Below are 23,772 nucleotides of genomic sequence, written 5' to 3' on the forward strand. Positions count from 1 at the left end.
GGTGGCCATGGGGCACGGCTCCGCGAATGTCCCCCGGGGCCTTTGGCCCCTCCTCCTTGATTTCGCTCCTCGGGGGACAGCCGCGGAGCAGCGCACACCGCATTCGCGAGCCCGCGAGGTGCAGGCACAAAACCCACGCCAGCCGATCACTTCGCCGGAATGACTTCTGCGTGGCCGTCCTCACCAGCCAGCGGGTGCTTCGGTTTGTGGGACTTCGCACGAGACAACAGCGAATACATGGTCGGCACGACAAAAATGGTGAGCAAGGTGCCCACGCTCATGCCGCCCACGATCACCCAGCCGATCTGTTGGCGACTCTCGGCGCCGGCGCCACTGGCCAGCGCCAGCGGAATGGCGCCCAGCACCATGGCGCCGGTGGTCATGAGAATAGGGCGCAAACGCAGCGCCGCCGAGCGTTTGACCGCCTCGAGCTTGTCCACACCCTGCTCGCGCAACTGGTTGGCGAACTCCACGATCAGGATGCCGTGTTTGGAGATCAGACCCACCAGCGTGATGAGACCGATCTGGCTGAACACGTTGAGCGTGCCTCCGGACAGCTTGAGCGCGAGCAGTGCACCGAGCATGGACAGCGGCACACTGAGCAAGATGATCAGCGGATCGACGAAGCTCTCGAATTGGGCAGCGAGCACCAGGTAGATGAACAGCAGCGAGAGCACGAACACGATGGCCAGCGAACCCGACGAATTTCGGAACTCGCGGCTCTGACCGTTGAGGTCGGTGGCATAGCCTGCGGGCAGAATTTCAGACGCGGTCTGCTCCATGAACCCCAGTGCCTCACCCAGTGAATAGGTGGGGCTGATGTTGGCCGTGATCGACGCACTGCGTCGCTGCCCGAAGTGGTTGAGCTCACGCGGCACCACCACCTCGCGGGTGGTCACCAGAGAGCCCAACGGGATCATCGCGTCACCGCGCCCGCGCACGAACAGGCGGTCGATGTCCTCGGGTGTGCTGCGGTTGGCAGAGACGGTCTGCACCACCACGTCGTACTGCTCGCCGTCGCGCTTGTAGCGCGTGACCACACGCCCGCCCAGCATGGTCTCGACCGTGCGCGCAATGGTGTCAACGCCAACGCCCATGTCGGCCGCGCGTTCGCGATCCACGTCCATGCGAATCTCGGGTTTGTTCAGGCGCAGGTCGGTGTCGACCTGCACGAAACCGGGGTTCTGCGCCAGCCGGTCCTGGAACTTGCGCACGTTGGCCGACAGGTTTTCATAGGTGTCGCTGGTGACGATCACGAAGTTGATCGGTCGCTCGCGAAAACCCTGGCCAAGCGAGGGCGGCGTGATGGGAAAGGCGCTGACGCCCGGCAGCGCCGCCATGCCCGGGGCCATGGCGCGCGCGATTTCCATCGTGGTTCGGTCGCGCTCCTCCCAGGCCTTGCCGCGCATCACCACGCTCGCCTGCGCCACCGAAGGGTTCCCCACGATGGTGAAAATGCGGTCGAACTCCGACTGCTCCGTCGCCATTTTTTCGATCGCCTCGGCGTAGCGACGCGTGTAGGCCAGCGTTGCACCGTCGGGTCCGTTGATGTTGGCCAGCACGACGCCGCGGTCTTCCATGGGTGCGAGCTCCGAGCGCGTGGTCTGCAGCAGCCACCAGCTGCCAGCGGCGCTGGACAACATCACCGCAACGACCAGCCAGCGCACGTTCAATGAACGGCCCAGCGCGCGATCGTAGGCCGTGTTCACGCCCGTGAGAACGCGTTCCATGAACCGATCGAATCGACTGGGCTTGTCCGCATGCCGCAGCAGCTTGGAGCACATCATGGGCGAGAGCGTGAGCGCCACAAAGCCAGAGACCACCACGGCACCCGCCAGCGCCAGCGCGAATTCGGCAAACAGACGCCCGGTGCGTCCCGGTGTGAAGGCCAGCGGGGCATACACCGCCGCCAGTGTCAGTGTCATCGCAACGATGGCGAAGCCGATCTCCCGGGCGCCCTGGATGGCGGCCTCGAAGGGCTTCATGCCCTCTTCGATGTGCCGGAAGATGTTCTCCAGCATCACGATCGCATCGTCCACCACCAGGCCGATGGCCAGCACCAGGGCCAGCAGCGTGAGGGTGTTGATGGAGAAGCCGAACAGTGCCATCAGCGCGAACGAGCCGATCAGGCTCACGGGAATGGTGATCAACGGGATGACCGACGCGCGCAGTGTGCGAAGGAAGACGAAGATCACCAGCGCCACCAGCACCGCCGCCTCGGCAATGGTGGTGTACACGGCCTTGATCGAGCGGTCGATGAAGATCGAGTTGTCGTTGGCCACCTCGATGCTGACGCCTTCGGGCAGTTCCTCGATGATGCGTGGCAGCATCTCCTGCACCGCAGCCGAGAGCTCCAACGGATTGGCCGTCGCCTGGCGGATCACCCCCAGTGAAATGGCGTCGCGTCCGTTGTAGCGCACCGAGGTGCGCTCGTCTTGAGGTGCCTGCTCCACGCGCGCCACATCGTCGATGCGGATGGTCTGACCGCTGACGGTGCGGATGCCGATGGCGCGGAACTGCTCCGGCGTCTGCACGTCGGTGGCGGCAGTCACGTTGAACTCGCGCAGCGAACTCTCGATGCGACCGGCGGGCACCTCCAGGTTGGAGCGGCGCAGCGCGTCCTCCACGTCCTGCACGGTCAGGCCGTAGGCGGCGAGACGGTCGGGGTCGATCCAGATGCGCATGGAAAAGCGCCGCTCGCCCCAGACACGCACATCAGCCGCTCCAGGAGCGGTCTGCAGCCGGGGTTTGATGAGCCGATTGGCCAGATCGCTGAGCTCCAGCGACGTGATGGTGTCGGAATTGAGCGCCAGCCAGATGACCGGCGAGGCGTCGGCCTCGACCTTGGCGATGGTGGGCTCGTCAACGTCATCGGGCAGGCGCTGGCGCACGCGGCTGACCTTGTCGCGCACGTCGGCAGCGGCGGAGTCGGGGTCGCGCTCCAGCTTGAAGCGCACAGTGATCTGGCTTTGCTCCTGGCGGCTGATGGAAGTGATGATGTCCACGCCCTCGATGCCGGCAAGCGAATCCTCCAGCACCTTGGTGACCTGGGATTCGATGACCTCGCTGGAAGCGCCGCCGAAGCGCGTCGTGACGGTGACGGTCGGTTCGTCGATGCGCGGGTACTCGCGCACCGTGAGCCCCGCGAACGACACGAAGCCGATCAGCAGAATGAGCAGCGACAGCACGGTCGCGAACACCGGGCGCCGGATGGCAATTTCAGGCAGTTGCATGGGGATTCCCGTGGGTCGGCGGCGTCAGGGCGTGACGGGCTGGCGCGCCTGCGCAGCACCTTCGGTGGTTGACACCATGTTCACCACCCGCACGGCAGTGCCGTCGCGCTGAAGGCGCTGTTGTCCGGCCACCACCACCGTGTCGCCTGAAGCCACACCGTTGACGATCTGAACGACGGACCCGCGCCGCACGCCCGGTTCGACCTCGACCCGGCGCGACAGCAACTTCTTTGCGTCGCCCTGCCCCTGCTCATCGAGCAGGAAGACAAACTGCTTGCCGCCCTGGGGCACCAAGGCTTCCTCGGGCACCACCAGGGCAGCGTCGTTCACCGAAAACACGATGAGCACGCGTGCGAACATGCCCGGACGCAGATCGGCACCCGCCGTTCTGGGCATCACCGCGCGCACCGAGATGGATCGTCCATTGGCGTCCAGGAGGGGATCGACCGCCAGCACCTGGGCTTCGAAAGTCTTGCCTGGCAGGGCGTCGAGTTGCACCTGCACGGACTGGCCGGCGGCGATGCGGCTCTGGTAGCGCTCGGGCAGGCGGAAATCCACGGTCAGCAGCGAGGTGTCTTCCAGATTCACCAGGTCGTCGCCATCGCCCACGTACTGACCCAGGTTGATGCTGCGCAGACCCACGGTGCCGTTGAAGGGCGCCGTGATGCGCATGCGCTGCACGCGCGCGGTGGCCAGGGCCACCTGAGCGTCAGCCACCTGCAGATTGGCCTGGCTTTCCTCCACCACGCGGGTGGCCACGAAATTCTGCGCCACCAGTTCCTGGTTGCGCTTGAGGTTGGCACGGGCGATCGACTGCTGGGCTTGCGCCTGACTCAGCTCGGCGCGCTGCAAGGTGTCGTCCAGTTGCACCAGCAGCTGACCCGCCTTGACCTGCGCGCCGTCGGCAAACGCGATGCGGACCACGCGGCCACTGACCTCGGGCTTGAGCGTGACGCTTTGGCGCGAACGCAGCGTGCCCACCGCCTGGGCGTCGTCCTTCAAGCGCATGGCCATGACTTTGGCCACCTCCACCCCCGGCGCCGCGCCTGTGCCACCACCCCTTGCCGGTGTGGCGGCCGCTGCCCCGTTCGTACCCGGGGCAGCCACCACCACGGAGGGCTTGTTCTGCAGCCACCAGGCCGCACCGGAGGCCGCGGCGATGCCCGCAACTGCAACCAGCACATAGATCATTTTCTGGGCCATGGTTTCTCAGTGGAATTTCAAAAGAGGGGGGGCGAGCCGCTGCGCTCAGGTCAGCCGTGCATCGATGGCATGCTCACGATCTTTGCAATGTAGCAGTGCTGAGCGCCACGCAGGCGTGAAGTTCCCAACACCCCAGACACATTGAAAGGCTCATCAACCCGGGACACCTCGGTTGGCCAACGAGTCGGCTCGCTCGTTACCCGGATCGCCCGCATGGCCTTTCACCCAATGCCATTCGATCTGGTGGATACCGCCATGCACCAAGGCGTCCAGCCGCTGCCAGAGTTCGGCGTTTTTCACCGGCTGCTTGGCCGCGGTGATCCACCCCTTGCGCTTCCAGCCGTGGATCCATTCGGTGATGCCCTTGCGCACGTATTCGCTGTCGAGATAGAGCGACACGCGGCAGGGGCGCTTGAGCGCGGCCAGCGCCTCGATCACCGCGGTCAGCTCCATGCGGTTGTTGGTGGTGTCGCGCTCGCCGCCCCACAACTCCTTCTCGAACCCTTCCGAGCGCAGATACACGCCCCAGCCGCCAGGCCCCGGGTTGCCTTTGCAGGCACCGTCGGTGTAGATCACCACATGGTTCAAACGTCAAACTCCTGAAAAAATGGAAATGGATGGCCTCACACGACGGCTCAGCGCCGGTTGGCCACCGGCACGGGCGCGGGCGTCGCAACGCGGCGGGGCTTCCAGGCCGGCCCCAGCAGACGCATGCCGCGCACACGCTTGACCGCCACCACGAAATACACCGCGCCGAAGATGGGCCACCAGCGGGCGCCGGCACGGTCCATCCAGGCGGTGCGCTGCAACCATTTGTCGGTTTTCATCGCTGGGCGGTAGCAGCCAAAGCGGTCCGACTCTACTTCAAAACTCAGCAGACGCAGCCAGTCCCGCAGGCGCCAGGGCCCGATGAATTCACCCGCATCCGGCAGGAAGAGATCGGGCGTTCCCAGCACGCCGACGCGCCCGCTCAACCGGGCCCGCCCCTGGCGCAAACCCCACAGGCTGCCCGGGTTGAAGCCGGAGATCACCACCCGACCCTCGGGCACCAGCACGCGCTCCACCTCGCGCAGCACTTGGTGCGGATCGGCACTGAGCTCCAGCGTGTGCGGCAACACGACAAGATCGAGGCTGGCCGCGGGAAACGGCAGGGCCGCCGCGTCGGTGACCAGCGCCACCCGCATGCGCTGCGGCAGCCCGTTCGAGTCCCCCGTTTGGGCATCCTGTGCCACCTGGGACTGGAGCTCCTCCGGCAAGGCCAGCCAGCGGTGCGGCATGCGGTTGGCCTGCAAGGTCTGCAGTTCAGGCAGCCCCAGCTGCATGGCGTTGTAGCCAAAAAGGTCGGCCACCGCCAGGTCGAATTGCGTCTGCTCCCAGCCCAGCAAATACTGGCCGGGCGGGGTCTGAAACCATTCGGTCAACCCTGTCAAATTTTCGGTCATGGGTGGCGTCAGAGGGGCGATGAAACAGCCGAAGTCTGCGACACTGCAAACCACCGCGAAAGCCCCCTCGGACTCTACACGTCCCCGCCCCATCGACACACGCCCCGACCCCATGGAACTGTTCCCCCTGCCAGCCTTCAGCGACAACTACATCTGGATCCTCCACGATGGTCAGCGCGCGCTGGTGGTCGATCCCGGCGAGTCTCATGGCGTGCTGGCCTGGCTGGAGCAACACAGCCTGACGCTTGACACCATCCTGATCACCCACCACCACGCCGATCACACCGGTGGCGTGGCCGCGCTGCGCGAGGCCACCGGCGCACACGTGATCGGCCCGGCCTTTGAGCCCATGCCCGAACCCCTGCAGCGCGTGAGCGCCGGTGAACACGTGGATGTGCTCGGCCTGCGCTTCGAGGTGATCGAAGTGCCGGGCCACACCGCCGGCCACATTGCCTTTTACGCCGCCGAGGCCAAAGGCTCGCCACTGCTCTTCTGCGGCGACACGCTGTTCTCGGGCGGCTGCGGCCGTCTGTTTGAAGGCACGCCCGCGCAGATGCTCGACTCCCTCACCCGGCTGGCGGCCCTGCCCGCCAACACACGCGTGTGCTGCACCCACGAGTACACGCTGTCCAACCTGAAGTTCGCCCAGGCCATAGAGCCCGACAATGGAGCCCTCGCCGCTTACGTTGCGAAATGCCAGCAACAACGCGCCCAGAACTTTCCCACACTGCCCAGCTCCATCGGAGTGGAAAACAGCATCAACCCGTTCCTGCGCACCGCAGAGGCGGCCGTGGTGCGATCGGCCCAAGCCCACGAGCCGGCCACCACCGCCGACGCCGTGTCGGTCTTCGCCACGCTACGGACCTGGAAAAACAACTTCAAATGACGCACGCTTTCGCCTTGCCATCTCCCCCTGCTTTCCCCTCTCGCAACCGCCGCTGGTGGAGCACCGCCGCCCTGGTAGCGGGTCTCTTTCTTTCAGGCTGTGCCACGGTCGACAACGGCAACAGCACGCCAGCGCCTTCGGCCATCGATCCGTCCAGCAACCGCGCGAGCACCAGGCCGCGCCTTCCCTCGTACCGCTTGCCGGGCGACATTCCTCTGAGCGACATCGGCGTGGCCAGCACCAGCGTGCCACCCGTGGCCCTGCTGGCCGCTCCTGCGGACCTGTGGGAACGCATCCGCCGCGGTTTTGCCATGACCGATCTGGACAACGATCTGGTGCGCGATCAGGAACGCTGGTACGCCACGAGGCCCGACTACATCCAGCGCATGACCGAGCGTTCCAGCCGCTACCTGTTTCACATCGTCGAAGAGATCGAACGCCGCAACATGCCGATGGAACTGGCGTTGCTGCCCTTCATCGAGAGTGCGTTCAACCCGCAGGCGGTGTCCAGCGCGCGCGCCGCCGGCATGTGGCAGTTCATGCCAGCCACCGGGCAGTCGTTCGACCTCAAGCAAAACGTCTTTCGCGATGACCGCCGCGACGTGCTGGCCTCCACCCGCGCCGCGCTCGACTACCTCCAGCAGCTCCACGGCCGTTTCGGTGACTGGCACCTGGCGCTGGCCGCCTACAACTGGGGCCAGGGCAACGTGAACCGCGCCATCACCAAGAACCAGCGCCAGGGCCTGCCCACCGGCTACACCGACATCAACATGCCGCTGGAGACGCGCACCTACGTGCCCAAGCTGCAAGCGGTGAAAAACATCATGGCCCAGCCGCAGGCGTTCAACACCACCCTGCCCCTGATCGGCAACCACCCGTTCTTCGACACCGTCACGCTTGACCGGGACATCGATGTGGCCGTGATCGCGCGCCTGGCTGAGGTGAGCGAGGCCGACTTCCGCGCGCTCAACCCCTCGCTCAAGCAACCCGTGGTGATGGCCGCCGGCACGCCCAACATCTTGCTGCCCTGGGACAACGCGGTGATCTTTCAGACCAAGCTGCAAAGCCACGACGGCCCGTTGGCCAGCTGGACCGCCTGGGTTGTGCCCACCACCATGACGGTGGCGCAGGCCGCCTCGCGCGTGGGCATGAGCGAATCCGAGCTGCGCGAGGTCAACAACATTCCGCCGCGCATGAGCTTGCGCGCCGGCTCCAGTCTGCTGGTGCCGCGCACCGGGCAGCGCAACAGCGACGTGCCCCTGCACGTGGCCGACAACGGCCAGCTCAACCTGCAGCCGGACGTCGTCTTGCGGCGTTCGGTGGTCAAGGCGCGCAAGGGTGACACCCTGGCACGCCTGGCGCAGCGCTACGGCGTGAGCGCGGTCAGCGTGGCCGGCTGGAACAACCTGGCGGTCAATGCCGCCCTCAAGCCCGGTCAGCGAGTCAAGCTGATGTTGCCCAAGCGGATCTCGCTGGCGGCCTCTGGCGGCACACCCGCCAAGAAGGCTGCCGCCAGCAGTACCCGCAAGGTGGCCAAGAGCGCGGGCCAGCCCACCAAGGCAAAAGCCAAAGTGGTGGTCAAGAAGAAGACCACCAAATCGCTTGCATCGAGCAGCGCCAAGACACGCCTGGCTTCCACCGCCAAGATCGACAAGAAACCCTGATCCCGTGCGCCTCAGGCCCTGAAACGGGCCTTGGCCTTGCGGGCGAACACGTTGGTGAAGGTGTTCGGCAGATCGAAGCGGTCCATCGACCCGGGCTCGTCGAACTGGGCCACCAGGCGCGCCGCAATCTCCGGCCCCTCGTTGGGCATCAGGCCGTCGGGCGACCAGGACTCGCGCGCCCGGTTGAACGCCGCGAGGTAGAGCGAACGGTCACCCTGAAAGTAGCGCTCCGGCACCACCTTGATGATGTCGGATGGCCCCGCGGTCTGCAGCCACTTGAGCGCATGCACCATCGCGTCCGCCATGGACTGGCTGGCGCGCGGAAACTGGGTGAGGAATGCGCTCGTGGCACACAGACAGGCCGACGGCATCGGCCCGCCAAACACATCGGCATTGCCGCGCACGCTGCGCGTGTCGGCCACCACCTTCAGCTCTCCAGCCTGCTCCAGTTGCGTCACCGTCGGGTCGGTGTAGCTGATGGCATCCAGCGCGCCGTTGCGAAAGGCCGAGATGGCCGCCCAGGCATTCGGAATGGCCACGAACTGCACGTCACCCGAGCGCAAACCGCCGCGGCTGAACACGGCACGGGCAACGCGGTGCGCGGAAGACCCGATGGCCTGCACCCCCACCCGCTTGCCCCTGAGATCGGACAGCTGGCGGTAGTGCGCGAACGTCTTGGTCGACACACCCACCACGATCTGGGGCGTGCGCCCCTGCAGCACGAATGACTGCAAGGATTGGCCGCGCACTTGCCAGGCGATGGTGCTGCTGTAAGGCGCCGACAGCGCGTGGACCGCACCCGAGAGCAAGGCCTGCATGGCTTGAGACGCGTCCGCGAAGTCCCGCACCTCCACATCCACACCTTCGCTGGCAAAGTAGCCCAGCCGGTCGGCAATGGTCAGGGGCAGGCAGGAGAAGTCGGTGCGGTTATCCACCGCGATCACCAGCTTGGGTGCCTTGCGTGGCAAGGGTGCGGCCGGCGCCACGACCAATTGCGCGCGCAACTCCGGCATGCCCGCAGCCAATGCCGCTGCGGCCACTGCTCGACCCCAATCTCTGCGCTTGAGCATGCCCCCATGTCCTCTCTGTATTGCTTTATGAATACACAGAGATTAGGGGGCCCACTGCCCGCCCGCATCGGGACCATTCCCGAGCGGGTTTGTACCGAGCGTTTTCAGGGTCTTTTTTGCAAGCTGATGTAACCGCGACGCCACCAGCGTGGCAGCGTGCTCAGGCGAACAGGATCGCGACGTTCACCAGGAAGGCCAGCCCCCACACCAAACTGCGCACGGTGGCCAGGTCGGCCACGTACATCATGATGTAGAGCAGGCGCAGCACGATGTAGAGGAAGGCCAGCACGTCCAGCCGCAGCTGCGAGGCGCCAAGCTGGTGGGCGATGATCACCGCGCCCATGAAAAACGGCAGCGCTTCAAAGCTGTTGGCCTGCGCGGCGTTGGCGCGGGCGCGCCAATCGGTCTGCTTCGCGAGCCATTGACGCGGGTGGTGGTTGTCGAAACCGCCTTGGCGTCTGGGAGTGGCCAACATGCCCCACTTGGCCAGTCCCGCGCACAGGATCGGCAACACCGACGCCACGAGCACACACCAATAGGCCACGGTCAATCCCGCCAATTTCATGGGATGGTTCTTTCAGGAAAATAAAAGCGATGCGCTCAGCGCCGGTCCACCAGCGCATGGGCAATGGTCCCCAGGTCCACGTATTCCAGTTCGCTGCCCACCGGCACGCCTCGCGCCAACCGAGTGACTTGCACGCCACGCCCCTTGAGCGCCTGGGCGATCACGTGCGCGGTGGTTTCGCCCTCGGCGGTGAAGTTGGTCGCCAGGATCACCTCACGCACCTCGGACACGCCTGTCGGCGTCTGGGCTGGCGCGTCGATGCGGTCGAACAGCTTCTGCAAGCCGATGTCGTGTGGCCCCACCCCGTCCAGCGGGCTGAGCTTGCCCATCAGCACGAAGAACAGGCCCTTGTAGGCGCCCGTGCGCTCCATCGCGGCCTGGTCGGCTGGTGTCTCCACCACACACAGCTGGCTGCGGTCGCGCCGCGGGTCCAGGCAGGTGTGGCAGATGGCTTCTTCGGTGAAGGTATGGCACAGCGCGCAATGCTGCACGGAAGCGGCCGCGTGCTCCAGCGCACGGGCCAGATGCAAGGCGCCCTCGCGGTCGTGCTGCAACAAATGAAACGCCATGCGCTGGGCCGATTTGACGCCCACGCCTGGCAGGCGGCGCAGGGCCTGAACCAGATGTTCAAGGGAATGGGTTTCGGCCATGCGCGGGGGCAGCGGCCGTCAGAAAGGAAACTTCATGCCGCCAGGCAGGCCAGGCATGCCGGCGGTGATCTTGCCCATCTTCTCGGCGGAGGTTTCCTCGGCCTTGCGCACCGCCGCGTTGAACGCCGCAGCCACCAGGTCTTCGAGCATGTCCTTGTCGTCGGTCAGCAGGCTGGGGTCGATGGTGATGCGTTTGACATCGTGCTTGCAGGTCATGAGCACCTTGACCAGTCCGGCACCGGATTCGCCCGTGACTTCGACGAAGGCCAGTTCGTCCTGCGCCTTCTTCAGGTTGTCCTGCATGGCCTGAGCCTGCTTCATGAGGCCGGCAAGTTGTCCTTTGTTGAACATGCTGTGTCTTTCTTTGTAGGAATGAATGAGAGGCTCAGGCCCGTGTGGCCTTGAGCGTGCCAGGCACGATTCTGCCGCCAAAGTCGCGCATCATGGTCTGCACAAACGGGTCACCCATGATCTGCGCTTCGGCCTGGCGCTGCAGCCGCTCGGCCTCCAGCGCCAGACGTCGGGACGGTGAGTCGATCACGGTGCCGATCTCCACCACCAGGCGCACCTGGTGGCCAATGGTTTGCAAGGCCGTGGACAGGCGTTCGCGGCTGTTGCCCTGGTTGAGCGACTCGCGCTCCACCCGCAACACCCAGCGGTCGGTGTCGCGCGCCACCAGCTGCGACTGCAGGCCCAACTCACGCACCAGCGCCGAAATCGTTTCATTGCGCACCAGTTGCATGATGGCGTCGAACCAGAAATCGCCCTCTTCGCTGGACGCGATGGGCGCGAGGCCGGAAGGCGTTGCGGGGGCACGGACCTGGGGCTGGTCCAGCCGGCCGGGCTCACCCGCATCGCGCACGGGAATGGCCACCGTGCGGCTCGGGGTGGGCGCGGTCTCGGGGTTCTCTTCCCACGGAGGGCCGTCGTCTTCGGGCCAGGGTGCATCGTCCATATCGGGCAAGGCAGCGGCTTGACTGGCGGGTGCAGGAACCGGTGGCGGCTGGACCACCACGGGCTGGGGGACCGGCGCTGCGACGGGGGCGGCAACCGGCACCACGACAGGGGATGCAGCGGGCACCACACGCACCGCCAGAGCACTCACCGGCGCGGCGGCCACCACCGGCGGTGGGGCGGCCTCAGCGGGTTTCAGAGTTTTTTTTTCCGCCGCGGCCACCACCGCATTCGCAGGCTTGAAAGCCAGCAGCCTCAGCAGCACCATGGTCAAACCGGCGTATTCGTCGGGCGCCAGGCCGAGCTCGGCCCGCCCATGCAGGCATAGGCTGTAAAGCAACTGGGTCTCATCAGCGGGCAGGCTGCCGGCCAGGCGCTCGATCTCGATGTCGTCCGGGTCTTCCAGGCCATCGGCCGGCGCGCGGCCCGGCACAGCCTGGAGCACCGCCATGCGCTGCAGCACGCCGGTCATGTCTTCCAGCGTGGTCGCGGCATTCAGACCGTTGAGGCGCAACGCATCGATGGTGTCGACCACCGTGGCGCCGTCGGCCCGCGCCAGCGCGTCGATCAGGCGCAGCACATACGAACGGTCCACCGCGCCCAGCATCTGGCGCACCGTGACCTCCTGCAACTGGCCACCGCCAAAGGCGATCGCCTGGTCGGTGAGAGAAAGCGCGTCGCGCATGGAGCCGCGCGCGGCCCGCGAGATGAGGCGCAAGGCCTGGGCTTCGGCGGGCACCTGCTCGGCCTGCAGCACCTGCATCAGGTGCTCCTGCACCGTCTCGGGCGCCATGGGTCGCAGGTTGAACTGCAGACAGCGCGACAGCACCGTGACCGGCACCTTCTGCGGGTCGGTCGTGGCCAGCACGAACTTGAGGTACTCGGGCGGCTCTTCCAGCGTCTTCAACATGGCGTTGAACGCCGTGTTGGTCAGCATGTGAACCTCGTCGATCATGAAAACCTTGAAGCGGCCCTGCACCGGCTTGTAGACCGCCTGCTCCAGCAGGGCCTGCACCTCGTCCACGCCCCGGTTGGAAGCGGCATCGAGCTCGGTGTAATCCACGAAACGGCCGCTGTCGATGTCGGTGCAGGCCTGACACACACCACACGGCTCGGCGGTGATGCCACCCAGTCCGTCGGTGCCCAGGCAGTTGAGCGACTTGGCGAGGATGCGCGAGACAGTGGTCTTGCCCACGCCCCGCGTGCCGGTGAACAGGTAGGCGTGGTGCAGCCGCTGGGTGGTCAGCGCGTTGGAAAGCGCCTGAACCACATGGCCCTGGCCTACCATTTCGGTGAAATTGCGCGGGCGGTATTTGCGGGCCAGAACGACATAGGACATGCGGTCGATTCTAAGCGGCGGGTTATGGGCCAAAGCCCTGCGCCACCACAGCGCATCGCCTACAATCACCCTCGACGGGCCTTCCCGCATGGTGAAGCGGCCAACCGGGTCAGGTGGGGAACCAAGCAGCCCTAACTGTGAATCCAGTGCCGGGGTCAAGGCTCGTCACCTTCTTTTTTCCAGACTCCCCCCAGTCGAATGTCGCGATGGCCAAGCCCAGCGCGTGCGCGCCTGTACAGCCCCCCATCGATCGTGATACAAGCCCTTGCAAAACCAGTGAGGTAGAGCCATGGGGAAGGTGTGTGCGAAGTGCGGGACGGAGAACCGCGAAAAGGCGAATTTTTGCAAAGGCTGCGGTGGCAAGTTGGCCGCCGGGTCGAGTCCAGCGCCGGTTGAAGGGGCGTCGTCGAGCTGCCCGGCACCATCAGCACCACCACCCCCAGTTCCGCTCTTGGCGGATGCAGCCCGTGTCGATGTTCATCCAGCGTTCGAACCCGTGATCGAACCGAAGGGCATGGGCAGCAGAAAACTCATGTTGATCAGCATGCTGCTGGTCACCGCGGCATTGACGGCATGGTTCTACCTGCAACAGCAGAGGACCCCATCGCTTTCATCATCGCCCGTTCCCGCAACGCTGGCGGCCGAGTCGGCGCCACCCTCTGCCAATCCGCCGGTGGCGGCGGTGCTGGAGGTGAAGGAGCCGACCGTCAGCGCGCCGGCCACCGAGACCACCAGCTCCGCTGCCCCGCCTGTGGTGGACCCTGCAGCAGAGGCTGCAGAGGCCGAACGGGTGAATGCGCTGAACGCGCACAACGCCCGACTGAAACAGCAGCGACTCGAACGCGAGAGACGCGAGAAACGCGAGCGAATGTTGGCGGCTCAGGAGCAGGCCCGCGCCGCGCAGGAACTCGAACAACAGCGCGCCGAGCAGGCACGTCGTCAGGCCCAGAGCACGCCCGTGCAGCCTGCCGTCGCTGTGCCCGCGCCGGCAAAGCCCGTTGCCCCTGCGCCCACCGTGGCCCGGATCTGCGCCGAAGCCGGCAACTTCTTCACGCGCGAATTGTGTCGCGCGCGCGAGTGCCTCAAGACCTCGCACGCGAACGATCCGATCTGCGTGAATTTCCGCAAGCTGGAGGAGGCCAACCGTGCAAGAGAACCCTACAACTAGCATGACAACACGCGATCCCACCTCCATCGACAGTTGGCACGCCCATGTGTACTTTGGCGCAGACAGCCGCGACGCGGCCTGGGCATTGCGCGAAGTCATCGCCACCGAGCTCGGTGCGCGGGTGCAGATCGGGCGGTTCCATGAAAAGCCGGTCGGGCCGCACCCGGCGTGGACGTACCAGGTGGCTTTTGATGCGCCAGAGTTCGCCCATGTCGTGGGCTGGCTGTCGCTCAACCACGGCGCGCTCGACGTGCTCATTCACCCCAACACCGGAGACGCGCTGAGCGACCACCGCGACGGCGCGCTGTGGTTGGGCAAGTCGTACGCGCTGGACCTGAGCGCGCTCGCCTGACTCAGGCCGGCAAGCCCGCGATCCAGCGTCGCACGCCCTCCCCCGCTGCCACACCACTGGCCAGGCAGGCGGTGAGCAGATAGCCACCGGTGGGCGCTTCCCAGTCGAGCATCTCGCCAGCACAGAACAGCCCCGCACGCGCCTTGACCATGAGGTCGTCGTTCAAGGCGTCCCAACGCACACCACCCGCGCTGCTGATCGCTTCATCGATCGGTCGGGCCGCGCACACAGTGACGGGCAAGGCCTTGATGGCCGTGGCAAGCCGCGCGGGATCGTTCATCGCTTCCTTGTCCAGCCGCTCGTGCAGGATGCCCATCTTGATGCCGTCCAGGCCGAGCCGGCTCTTGAGGTGGCTGGACAGACTGCGGGATCCGCGCGGATGGCTCACGTGGGCCAGCACCTGCTCGGCGCTGCGGTCGGGCAGCAGATCGAGTTCGAAAGTGGCCTGGCCATTGCGAGCGATCTCGTCGCGCAGCAGGCTGGACGCGGCGTAGATCAAACTGCCTTCGACACCGGTGGCCGTGGCCACGAACTCGCCCTTGCGCTGAAAGTGCTGACCGAGGCTGTCGGTTGTGTGGAGGGCGACCGACTTGAAGGGCTGACCAGCGAAGCGTTCGCTGAAATGCGCACTCCACCCCTGGACCACGCCGTGTGCCGCCGAGCCGGCCACATCGAAGCCGCAGTTGCTCGGCCGTAGCGGGTTCACCGCCACGCCCGCGGCCTGCAGCCACGGTACCCAGGCGCCGTCGGACCCCAGGCGCGCCCAGCTGGCGCCGCCCAGCGCGAGCACGGTCGCGCGAGCGTGCACTTCAACACTGCCGCCGGGTGCTTCAAACACCAGCGGACCGTCGGGCGAGGCGTTCCAGCCCTGCCAGCGGTGGCGCATGTGAAACACCACCGGCACGCCACCCTCGCCCGGGTGGCGCAGCCGATGCAACCAGGCGCGCAGCAAGGGCGCGGCTTTCATGTCGGTGGGGAAGACGCGGTTGGAAGTGCCCACGAAGGTCTGAATGCCCAGACCTGAGGCCCAGTCGCGCACGGCTTGCGGGCCCCAGTGCCGCAGCAGGGCATGCACGCGGTCTTGCGCCGCACCGTAGCGCGTGACGAAGGTATCCAGCGGCTCGGCATGCGTGAGGTTCATGCCGCCCTTGCCGGCCAGCAGAAACTTGCGCCCCACCGAGGGCATGGCGTCGAACAGGTGCACCGCCAGACCGGCGCGGCTCATGACCTCGGCGGCCATCAGACCGGCGGGGCCTCCGCCGATGATGGACACGTCCACGTTGAAGGATGAAATGGCGCCGGGGTGGGTCATGAGGTGATCGGTGTGTCTTGCAGTTCGATCAAACGACCATGCAGGTTGATGAAGGCCAGGCGCACCAAGGCGCCGGGCCGCGCGGCTTGCACCGCCTGGCGGTAGCTCTGCATTTTCGCAAGCAGCTCCAGTTGTTGTTCCGGGTTCTCCGCACTCTTGAAATCGAGCACCCACCACTCGCCCGTGTCGGCGCGCCGGACCAGACGGTCCAGCCGCAGGAGTTCACCGCGGTGGAACAGCTCGACCTCGTTGCCGGTGGCGTCGACCACGGCGTCATCCCAGGCCCAGGCGGCTTCGCCTTGCACGATGCGCCGCGCCATGGCCTGCGCCTGCACGGCCTGGGCCGGGCTGAGCGCGAACTCGCGGGCCACGGCGTGGGCATGCACGGAGGACCAGTCGAAGCCGCGCGCGGGCGTGGGATGCCACTGCAGCAGGCGGTGCAGCGCAAGGCCGACGCGGGTGCGTTCGTCGTCCACCACCGGCACTGCCGCAGCGGGCAGCCCGGTGCTCGCGGGCTGTGTCAAAGGTGGCAACGCGAGCAGGCTGAAGGTGTCGGTGGCCGACGCATCCGAAGCGATTGGCTGTGCCGGTGAGGTGGGCACATCCAGCGGCTGCGTGAGCGGCAACAGGCGTTCGTACCAGGTTGCCGCGTTGCCGCGCGCATGGGGCTCGAAGCTGGAGATCACCAGGCGTGATTCGGCCCGCGTGAGCGCCACATACAGGGCATTGAGTTCTTCGAGCGAACGGGCCTGCTGCTCCAGCGCCAGGGCGCTGGCCGCACAGGCCGGCGGGTTCTTTTCACTGGCCAGAAACACGAAGCGGCGTGGCACCGGCGCTTCGCCCGGCCAGTCGATCAAAACGCCCATGCTCTCCGGACGCGAAGGGCCGGTGTCGGTGTCGAGCATGAGCACGGTGTCGGCTTCCAGGCCTTTGGCGCCGTGGATCGTGAGCAGGCGGACCGCGCCGCTGTTGTGCATGGGCGTGGCCTTGATGCCGCCAGCCTTGAGGGCGCGCACGAAGCGGTAGGGCGTGAGAAAACGCCCGCCATCCTGCGCCAGCGCAGTGGCCAGCAGGTCGCGCAGCTGTGCGAGCACACCGGCGCGCTGGCTGACGGGCACGGTTCGGGCAAATCGCGCGAGCACGTCACCATCGCCATAGATGGCCGAGAGTGCATCGTGCGGCGGCAGGCTCTGCACCCATTGGCGGTATTGCAGGAGGCGCCATGCGGTGGCGGCGAACTCCTGCGCCAGCGGCTCCGGCACTGCTGGCAACGCGGCTTTCTCGTGCTCGGGAAGAGCCGCGAAGCGCTGCAACACGGTCCACCACGAGGGCTTGACGGGCTTGGGGTCCGTGCCGGGGCGCACCGTCCAGTGCTGCTGCAAGCGGGCCAGCCAGGCCAGCGCGTCGTCGCTCCAGCCAAACAGCGGCGACTTCACCGCGCGCGCCAGACTCAGGTCGTGGCGGGTCGATACCAGCGCGTCCAGCAAGGCCACCACGTCCTGCACGGCGGGTGATTCGCACAGGTCCAGCTTCTCGGGCTGCTCGCTGGCGATGCCGCGTTCGCGCAACGCCTCGAACATCCAGGCCAGGCGCTCGCGCCGGCGTGCCAGCACCATCAAACCATCGGCGCTCAAGCGACCCGAGCCGATCTCGGCGGCGATCCAGTCGGCCGCCTGGCGTGCCTCCAGCGCCGACATGGTGTCTTCGAGCAAAACGCGTGGCGTGACAAGGCTGTCGCGCCAGGTGGCATCACCACCGGCGACGGTGCCGCGTTCGCGTGCGCTGCGGGGCACCTGCGGCAAAGCCACCACGTGCCCGGGTTCGCGGCTCTCGGTGGTGTGCTGGCGAAAATCGCTGCTGTACTCCCCGGCCTGCACGGCGGCGAGCATGGCGCTGTTGAGCGCGTCCACCACGGCGGGTGCGCAGCGGCGGGTGTGGTCGCAACTGAGCAAGGCGCCCGAGAGGCCCTCCACCACAAAGGCCTGCGCGGCCTTGAACACCTGCGGCTCGGCGCGGCGAAAGCGGTAGATGGACTGCTTGGGGTCCCCCACGAGAAACACGCACGGCGCCTCGCCCGGGCCGGCACCGGCATAGGCCGAGAGCCAGCCGTAGAGCGCCTGCCACTGCAGCGGGTTGGTGTCCTGGAATTCGTCGATCAGCAGGTGGCGCACCCGTGCGTCCAGCCGCTGCTGCAACCAGCCCGACAGCTCGGCGTCACCCAGCAGGCGGCGCGCGGCGGACTCCACATCGTTCATGTCGACCCAGCCACGCTCGCGCTTGAGCGCCGCAAAACTGGCGAGCAGCACCCGCGTGAGGCGCGCCATGCGCTGGTGGTGCAGCCAGGCCTGGTGCTGCGAGCGCGCCGCCAGCGTGCGCAGCGCAATCTCCTGCGCTGCACGCACCTGCTCGATGCCGGCGATCTTGTCGCTGAACTTGCGTGGCTCGTTTTTCTGCGTGAGCAGGGCGTCGATCGCGGCTGCACCGTCCAGCCCGGTGATGGCCTTCTCCAGCTCGACGCCCTTGGCCGCAAAGGTGACGGCGCCGGCCCGGCCGAGTGCAATGGCGGCACCGGACAACAGGCTGCGTGTGGGCGCGTGTTCCACCAGCCAGCGAAGTGGATCGTCGAACCCGGCGAACTCGGGGAACTGCTCAGCCATCGCATCCACCGAGCACTGCACCACGCCCGAAGCATCGGCCAGGGCAAACTCCACGCGCTTTTGCAGCGCCTTGCGCAAGGCCTGTTGCGTCTGAAAACGACCGTGTGTGCCCACCGCATCGACAAAATCCTGGCGGTCGGGGACGCTGGCGGCCAGCGCGCCGTAGAAGCGCGGCCACACCTGCTCCACGGCCTGCGTGTCGTCTTCGAGCAGCTCGTACTGCACCGGCAGCTGCAGCTCTTGCAGCACCGACAGGGGGGCGCCGCGCAGCAAGGCCGCGAACCAGCTGTGGAAGGTGCGCACCTGCACCGGCCGCCCCAAGGCAGTCACGCGCGCATGCAGGTTGCGGGCTTCGGGCACACGGCGCTCGGCATCGGCTGCACTCAAGCCGCGCTGCTGCAATACATCCAGCAGCTCGCCATCGGACAGATCGGCCCAGCGGCGCAGTTCTTCACCCAGCCGCTTGCGCATTTCGCCCGCGGCCTTCTTGGTGAAGGTGATCGCCAGGATGTCTTGCGGAGCACAGCCGTCAAGCAGCGCGCGCAGGATGCGCGAGACCAGCATCCAGGTCTTGCCCGCGCCGGCGCACGCCTCCACCGCGATGCTGCGCGCGGGGTCGCAGGCGAGCGCGTAAAAGGCTTCGCGGGACACGGGCGAGCCGTTGATCCGGTAGGCCTTCTGGGGGCTCATGCCAGGCTCCAGAAATCTTTGCGACACAGGCCGCGGGCCTTGCAGAATTCACACACCCGACCCTCGCCCAAGGCGGGCATGGGGTGGCCCGCGGCCACACGGGCCATGTCGTGCGAAACACCAGCGCGCAGCTGCTCGCGCGCCTCCAGCACCTCGGTGTGTTCCACCAGTTTCGTGGCGCTTTCAGTGGCCGCCGAGCCCGGCCGGTCGTTGATGCTGAGGTAGGCGGCGCGCAGGTTGTCGTCGGGCAAGAGAGCGGCGTAGAAGGCCAGTTGCACGTCTTCCAGCGGCTCCTTCAACCGATCCATGGTGGTCTTGCGGCTTTCGGTCTTGTAGTCGATCACGAACGGGATCGGGCCTTCGGGACTGTCCTGCGCATCCACGCGGTCGAGCTTGCCGTAGAGCTTCCACGGGCCCACATTGGCCGTCATCACCGCTTCGGCCTGCACAAAACGGGGGCCTGGCCGATCGGCGCGGGCTTCAAACGTGGCCAACCATTCCAGATAGCCGTCGCGCGTGGCGGGCCACACCACCTCATAGGGCAGGAATCCCGCCCCACCTTCGCCGGCATTCAGTCCCATGGCGGCGGCGGTCTCCGTGGCGATGCGATCGAGCGCCGCGCGATCCGCCTCGGCCCCGGGGCGCGAATCGCCGCGTTGCTCGTGAAAGGCGCGCAGCACCGCGTGCAGCCAGTTGCCCATGTCGCGCTGGTCCGGCTCGGCCGCGAGTTCGGGCGCATCGACCAGCCGCAACTGGCGCAGGGCGAAAAAGCGGTACGGGCAATCGCGCAGATCCTGGTAGGCGCTGGCCGACAGCGCGCCGGGCAACACGTCGCCGGCGGACGGTGAGGGGCGCGCGGACGGTGCAGATACCAGGGTGGTCGGTGTGCGTGGGTCGATGCCGTTGCGGCCGTGCGCAGCTTGCAGTGCCAACACCCAGGCGCTGGGCATGACGGGCTCGCCGAGCTCCTGCGTTCGCCACAGCACATCCAGGCGCGGCATGCACAGCAGCGCCTGCCAGGCACTGGCCGCTGCCTGTGCCAGGGTCTCGCGGGAGGGCAGGCCCAACAGCTCGCGCTGCGCTGCGGTCCACGAGCCGGGTGGCTCCGGGCTGGGGTTGAGATGCACCTCGTCGCAACCGGGCACCACCGCAGCCGCGAACGAACGGCCGAGCAATTGCGCCATCGGCAGGATCACCACCGACGCGTCGCCGGTGCCATGTGGCATGAAGGTCGCGCCCTCCAGCACGTCGCGCACCCAGGATGTCAATGCCGCGAGTGATCTGCGCCCGGCTGCACGCTGCGCGGCCGGATCGGGCAAGGTCTCGCCGATGTCAGAGAGCTCGCGCGACGCACCATCCTCCAGGCGCAGCACCTGCAAGACCTGCTGCCCCGCCGCGTCCCGTTGCAGCGCATCCCAAAGACCGATGGCCTTCAAGGCCTGCGCCAACGCGTCCAGCCAGGGCACCAGGCCGCGAGGCGACTGCAAGCCTTCCAGAATCGCGCTCAGGCCGTCGGGCAAGGCGTGCTCCAGACTGGCCGTGCGCGCAGCCGCGCGCCATTGCGACACACCGGCTTCGCGGGCGAGCTGCTCCAGCGTCAGCACGGTTTCCTCAGACCAACGCGTGGCCTGCTTGAGCAGGTCCAGCACATCGTCCATGGAGGCATGCGGCGAGGCGGCGCGCAACAAACTCATGAGTTGCGCGGCCGCGTGGGTGGTGGAGAGCTTCCAGCCGGTCTCGTCGCGCACGGCCACACCAGCGCCGTGCAGCAGGGCGCTCACGCGCCGCGTCAGCAGCCGGTCGATGGTCACCAGCGCCACAGGCTGATGACCCTGGTTGATCCGAGCAATCACACAGGCCGCCGCGCGTTGCGCTTCGTCTTCGGCGTCGTCGCAGGCATGCAAGGTCCGGCCCGAGGCTTCGGCGCTCGACGGCTGACCCACGTCCCACGACAGGTTCAGCGCGCGCTCGCCCCAGTGCGCCACCAGAGCGGCGGCCAGCGGATCGGTCTGAAAACCTTGCAGTATCACCAAAGCCTGTGCGCCCGCGCCGGGACTGGCCTGCGGGCTCCACAACACGTCGGTGGCGTACGTGGATGTGCTGGCCCAGGTCAGCGCCAGCGTGGCCACCAGCCCTTCCCATTGCAGCGAGGCCGGGCCAGGCAACAGGTCCAGGCGCACCGATTCGGCCCACGCCATGCGCTGCTCGGGTGGCACGGCCGCAGCCAGGGGTGCGAGTTGTCGCGCGGCCTCCACGAGGCGGACCACCATCACGGAGCGCAACTCGGCGTCGGCCCGGGCAGGCGCGACACGGTCGATGAAGGCGGCGGCCACGAGGCTGTCGCGCGCCATGTCCATGCTCAGGTCGGTGGCGCCGGGCATGAAAGGTTGCAGCGATGCCGCCCAGTTGCGACTCGACTCGAAGCGCGGCGCAAAGCCGTCGGGATGGTGAGTCGACCAGGCACGCCGTCCAACGTCCATGAGTTGCGCGTAGGGCACCAACACCACCGCGCTGCCCGCATCCAGGCCGCGCTCGGCCAGCGCCCGCGACAGGGTCTCGATCAACAAAGACCAATCGCTAGCGCCGCCTTCGATTTCTTGCCCGGGCAAGGCGGGAAGACCGGATTCGGAAGGCGGGTTGGCAGGCGTCATGGAATGGGGGTTTCTGTCACAATTGCTCGGACTGGTTGGCCCAGCGGTGACCTTCAAGCTCTTGAAGCCCGCGCAAGTGCCCAAACTTTAACCTCCCCGTTCAACGTTTTTTAGGATGAATCATGGCGAGCGACCTGATCAAACATGTTTCCGATGCAAGCTTCCAGGCCGACGTGCTGGATGCGCAGGCGCCCGTCCTGGTCGACTTCTGGGCCGAATGGTGCGGCCCCTGCAAGATGATTGCCCCCATCCTCGATGAAGTGGCCGGCTCCTACGACGGCAAGCTCAAGATCGCCAAGCTCAATGTGGACGACAACCGCGACGTGCCGGCCAAGTTCGGTATCCGTGGCATCCCCACGCTGATGCTGTTCAAGGACGGCCAGCTGGCAGCCACCAAGGTCGGCGCCATGAGCAAGGCTCAGCTCACCGCATTCATCGATCAACAGCTCGCCTGATGCGGTGTTGAGGTGTGCCTGGGTGCAATGCCCGGGCACCCTTCTCAGCGGCTTTCTTTTCCTGTCATAATTTCCCGCAGGCGGATCCGACAGACCCCGCCTCTCAATTGCGTACCGTCCGACATCCGGACGCCAGCGCCCCCTCCCCCGGTTCCCGACTCAACTCCCTCCCGGAGTGAATTCCATGCACCTCAACGAACTCAAGGCACTGCACGTGTCTGAAGTCCTCAAGCAGGCTGAAGCGCTTGAGATCGAAAACACCGGCCGCATGCGCAAGCAGGAGCTGATGTTCGCCATCATCAAGAAGCGCGCCAAGGGCGGCGAACTGGTGTACGCCGACGGCGTGCTGGAAGTGCTGCCCGACGGCTTTGGCTTCCTGCGTGCGCCGGACACCAGCTACACCGCCAGCACCGACGACATCTACATCTCACCCAGTCAGATCCGCCGCTTCAACCTGCACACCGGCGACATGATCGAGGGCGAGGTTCGCATCCCGAAGGACGGCGAACGCTACTTCGCGCTCAACAAGCTCGACAAGATCAACGGCCTGCCCCCCGAGGACAACAAGCACAAGATCATGTTCGAGAACCTGACGCCACTGTTCCCCAAGGAACAGATGCGTCTGGAGCGCGACATCAAGAGCGAAGAGAACATCACCGGCCGCGTGATCGACATCATCGCGCCCATCGGTCGCGGACAGCGCGCCCTGATCGTGGCTCCACCCAAGAGCGGCAAGACGGTCATGATGCAGCACATCTGCCACGCCATTTCGGCCAACCACCCCGAGGTGGTGCTCATGGTGCTGCTGGTGGACGAGCGCCCTGAAGAAGTGACCGAGATGCAGCGCACCGTGCGCGGCGAGGTGATCGCGTCCACCTTTGACGAACCCGCCGCGCGCCACGTGCATGTGGCCGAAATGGTGATCGAGCGCGCCAAACGCCTGGTCGAACTCGGCAAGGACGTGGTGATCATGCTCGACTCGATCACCCGCCTGGCCCGTGCCTACAACAACGTGCTGCCCTCCAGCGGCAAGGTGCTCACCGGCGGCGTGGACGCCAACGCCCTGCAGCGCCCCAAGCGCTTCTTCGGTGCGGCCCGCAAGATCGAGGAAGGCGGCTCGCTCACCATCATCGCCACTGCCCTGGTCGACACCGGTTCGCGCATGGACGAGGTGATCTTTGAAGAGTTCAAGGGCACGGGCAACTGCGAAATCCACCTGGATCGCCGCCTGTACGAAAAGCGCGTCTTCCCCTCGATTCAGCTCAACCGCAGCGGCACCCGCCGCGAAGAGTTGCTGCTGCAGCCCGAGATCCTGCAGAAGACCCGCATCCTGCGCCAGTTCATGTACAACATGGACGAAATCGAGGCGATGGAAATGGTGCTCAAGAGCATGAAGTCGACGAAGAACAACTCCGAATTCTTCGACATGATGCGCCGCGGCGGCTGATTTGGACATTCCTGCTAAAATCGCAGGCTTTGCT

18 protein-coding genes and 1 other RNA gene are annotated in these 23,772 nt (G+C 66.4%); 7 read left to right on the forward strand and 12 right to left on the reverse strand.

Annotated elements, in window-relative coordinates; all coding sequences use genetic code 11:
- Positions 1-146: 146 nt before the first annotated feature.
- The 4 genes from ASE11_RS17645 to ASE11_RS17660 all read right to left on the reverse strand — a co-directional run bounded on the left by ASE11_RS17645 (position 147) and on the right by ASE11_RS17660 (position 5,878).
- On the reverse strand, positions 147-3,233 hold the full coding sequence (locus ASE11_RS17645; RefSeq protein ID WP_056274707.1) for an efflux RND transporter permease subunit: 3,087 nt from the start codon (positions 3,231-3,233) through the stop codon (positions 147-149).
- A gap of 24 nt (positions 3,234-3,257) precedes the next feature.
- Positions 3,258-4,436: an efflux RND transporter periplasmic adaptor subunit gene (locus tag ASE11_RS17650; protein WP_056274709.1), complete on the reverse strand. Its 1,179-nt coding sequence runs from the start codon at positions 4,434-4,436 to the stop codon at positions 3,258-3,260.
- Between the two features lie 153 nt (positions 4,437-4,589).
- Positions 4,590-5,024: a ribonuclease HI gene (rnhA, locus tag ASE11_RS17655; protein ID WP_056274710.1), complete on the reverse strand. Its 435-nt coding sequence runs from the start codon at positions 5,022-5,024 to the stop codon at positions 4,590-4,592.
- A gap of 47 nt (positions 5,025-5,071) precedes the next feature.
- A complete protein-coding gene (locus tag ASE11_RS17660; protein WP_200959378.1) occupies positions 5,072-5,878 on the reverse strand; it encodes a class I SAM-dependent methyltransferase in 807 nt (268 codons plus the stop codon).
- Positions 5,879-5,990: 112 nt separating this feature from the next.
- Here ASE11_RS17660 and gloB point away from each other — a divergent pair, with 112 nt between their 5' ends.
- Positions 5,991-6,764, forward strand: coding sequence for a hydroxyacylglutathione hydrolase (gloB, locus tag ASE11_RS17665; protein WP_056274715.1), 774 nt, complete (start codon positions 5,991-5,993; stop codon positions 6,762-6,764).
- Positions 6,761-8,428, forward strand: a complete 1,668-nt coding sequence (locus tag ASE11_RS17670; RefSeq protein WP_082585826.1) for a transglycosylase SLT domain-containing protein — start codon at positions 6,761-6,763, stop codon at positions 8,426-8,428. The genes gloB and ASE11_RS17670 overlap by 4 nt, the downstream gene beginning before the upstream one ends.
- A gap of 11 nt (positions 8,429-8,439) precedes the next feature.
- Here ASE11_RS17670 and ASE11_RS17675 read toward each other — a convergent pair whose 3' ends face one another.
- The 5 genes from ASE11_RS17675 to dnaX form a co-directional block, all read right to left on the reverse strand.
- Positions 8,440-9,498, reverse strand: a complete 1,059-nt coding sequence (locus tag ASE11_RS17675; protein WP_056274718.1) for an ABC transporter substrate-binding protein — start codon at positions 9,496-9,498, stop codon at positions 8,440-8,442.
- 160 nt (positions 9,499-9,658) lie between these two features.
- Positions 9,659-10,063 (reverse strand): MAPEG family protein, encoded by a 405-nt coding sequence (locus ASE11_RS17680; protein ID WP_056274719.1) that lies wholly within the window; start codon positions 10,061-10,063, stop codon positions 9,659-9,661.
- A gap of 35 nt (positions 10,064-10,098) precedes the next feature.
- Positions 10,099-10,713, reverse strand: coding sequence for a recombination mediator RecR (gene recR, locus ASE11_RS17685; RefSeq protein WP_056274722.1), 615 nt, complete (start codon positions 10,711-10,713; stop codon positions 10,099-10,101).
- A gap of 18 nt (positions 10,714-10,731) precedes the next feature.
- A complete protein-coding gene (locus tag ASE11_RS17690) occupies positions 10,732-11,064 on the reverse strand; it encodes a YbaB/EbfC family nucleoid-associated protein (RefSeq protein WP_056274724.1) in 333 nt (110 codons plus the stop codon).
- A gap of 34 nt (positions 11,065-11,098) precedes the next feature.
- On the reverse strand, positions 11,099-13,006 hold the full coding sequence (dnaX, locus tag ASE11_RS17695; protein ID WP_056274726.1) for a DNA polymerase III subunit gamma/tau: 1,908 nt from the start codon (positions 13,004-13,006) through the stop codon (positions 11,099-11,101).
- A gap of 73 nt (positions 13,007-13,079) precedes the next feature.
- Here dnaX and ffs point away from each other — a divergent pair.
- The 3 genes from ffs to ASE11_RS17705 all read left to right on the forward strand — a co-directional run bounded on the left by ffs (position 13,080) and on the right by ASE11_RS17705 (position 14,526).
- An RNA gene (ffs, locus tag ASE11_RS25475) (signal recognition particle sRNA small type) lies at positions 13,080-13,176 on the forward strand.
- A gap of 374 nt (positions 13,177-13,550) precedes the next feature.
- Positions 13,551-14,174, forward strand: a complete 624-nt coding sequence (locus tag ASE11_RS17700; RefSeq protein ID WP_156406402.1) for a hypothetical protein — start codon at positions 13,551-13,553, stop codon at positions 14,172-14,174.
- A gap of 1 nt (position 14,175) precedes the next feature.
- Positions 14,176-14,526 (forward strand): DOPA 4,5-dioxygenase family protein, encoded by a 351-nt coding sequence (locus ASE11_RS17705; protein WP_056274731.1) that lies wholly within the window; start codon positions 14,176-14,178, stop codon positions 14,524-14,526.
- Position 14,527: 1 nt separating this feature from the next.
- Here the strand turns inward: ASE11_RS17705 and ASE11_RS17710 are convergent, their stop codons facing one another.
- Genes ASE11_RS17710 through ASE11_RS17720 form a run of 3 tightly spaced genes read right to left on the reverse strand, consistent with a single transcriptional unit; the run spans position 14,528 to position 21,836 of the window.
- Entirely contained in the window at positions 14,528-15,838 is a 1,311-nt protein-coding gene (locus ASE11_RS17710) for a TIGR03862 family flavoprotein (protein WP_056274733.1), read from the reverse strand.
- Positions 15,835-19,185 (reverse strand): UvrD-helicase domain-containing protein, encoded by a 3,351-nt coding sequence (locus ASE11_RS17715; RefSeq protein ID WP_056274736.1) that lies wholly within the window; start codon positions 19,183-19,185, stop codon positions 15,835-15,837. The genes ASE11_RS17710 and ASE11_RS17715 overlap by 4 nt, the downstream gene beginning before the upstream one ends.
- On the reverse strand, positions 19,182-21,836 hold the full coding sequence (locus tag ASE11_RS17720) for a PD-(D/E)XK nuclease family protein (protein ID WP_056274738.1): 2,655 nt from the start codon (positions 21,834-21,836) through the stop codon (positions 19,182-19,184). The genes ASE11_RS17715 and ASE11_RS17720 overlap by 4 nt, the downstream gene beginning before the upstream one ends.
- A gap of 122 nt (positions 21,837-21,958) precedes the next feature.
- On the opposite strand from ASE11_RS17720, the gene trxA reads away from it, so the two are divergent.
- Entirely contained in the window at positions 21,959-22,291 is a 333-nt protein-coding gene (gene trxA / locus ASE11_RS17725) for a thioredoxin TrxA (protein WP_056274740.1), read from the forward strand.
- Between the two features lie 184 nt (positions 22,292-22,475).
- On the forward strand, positions 22,476-23,738 hold the full coding sequence (rho, locus tag ASE11_RS17730) for a transcription termination factor Rho (protein ID WP_056274742.1): 1,263 nt from the start codon (positions 22,476-22,478) through the stop codon (positions 23,736-23,738).
- Positions 23,739-23,772: the final 34 nt, after the last annotated feature.

Origin of the sequence: Hydrogenophaga sp. Root209, from assembly GCF_001428625.1 — a bacterium.
Taxonomy (GTDB): domain Bacteria; phylum Pseudomonadota; class Gammaproteobacteria; order Burkholderiales; family Burkholderiaceae_C; genus Hydrogenophaga.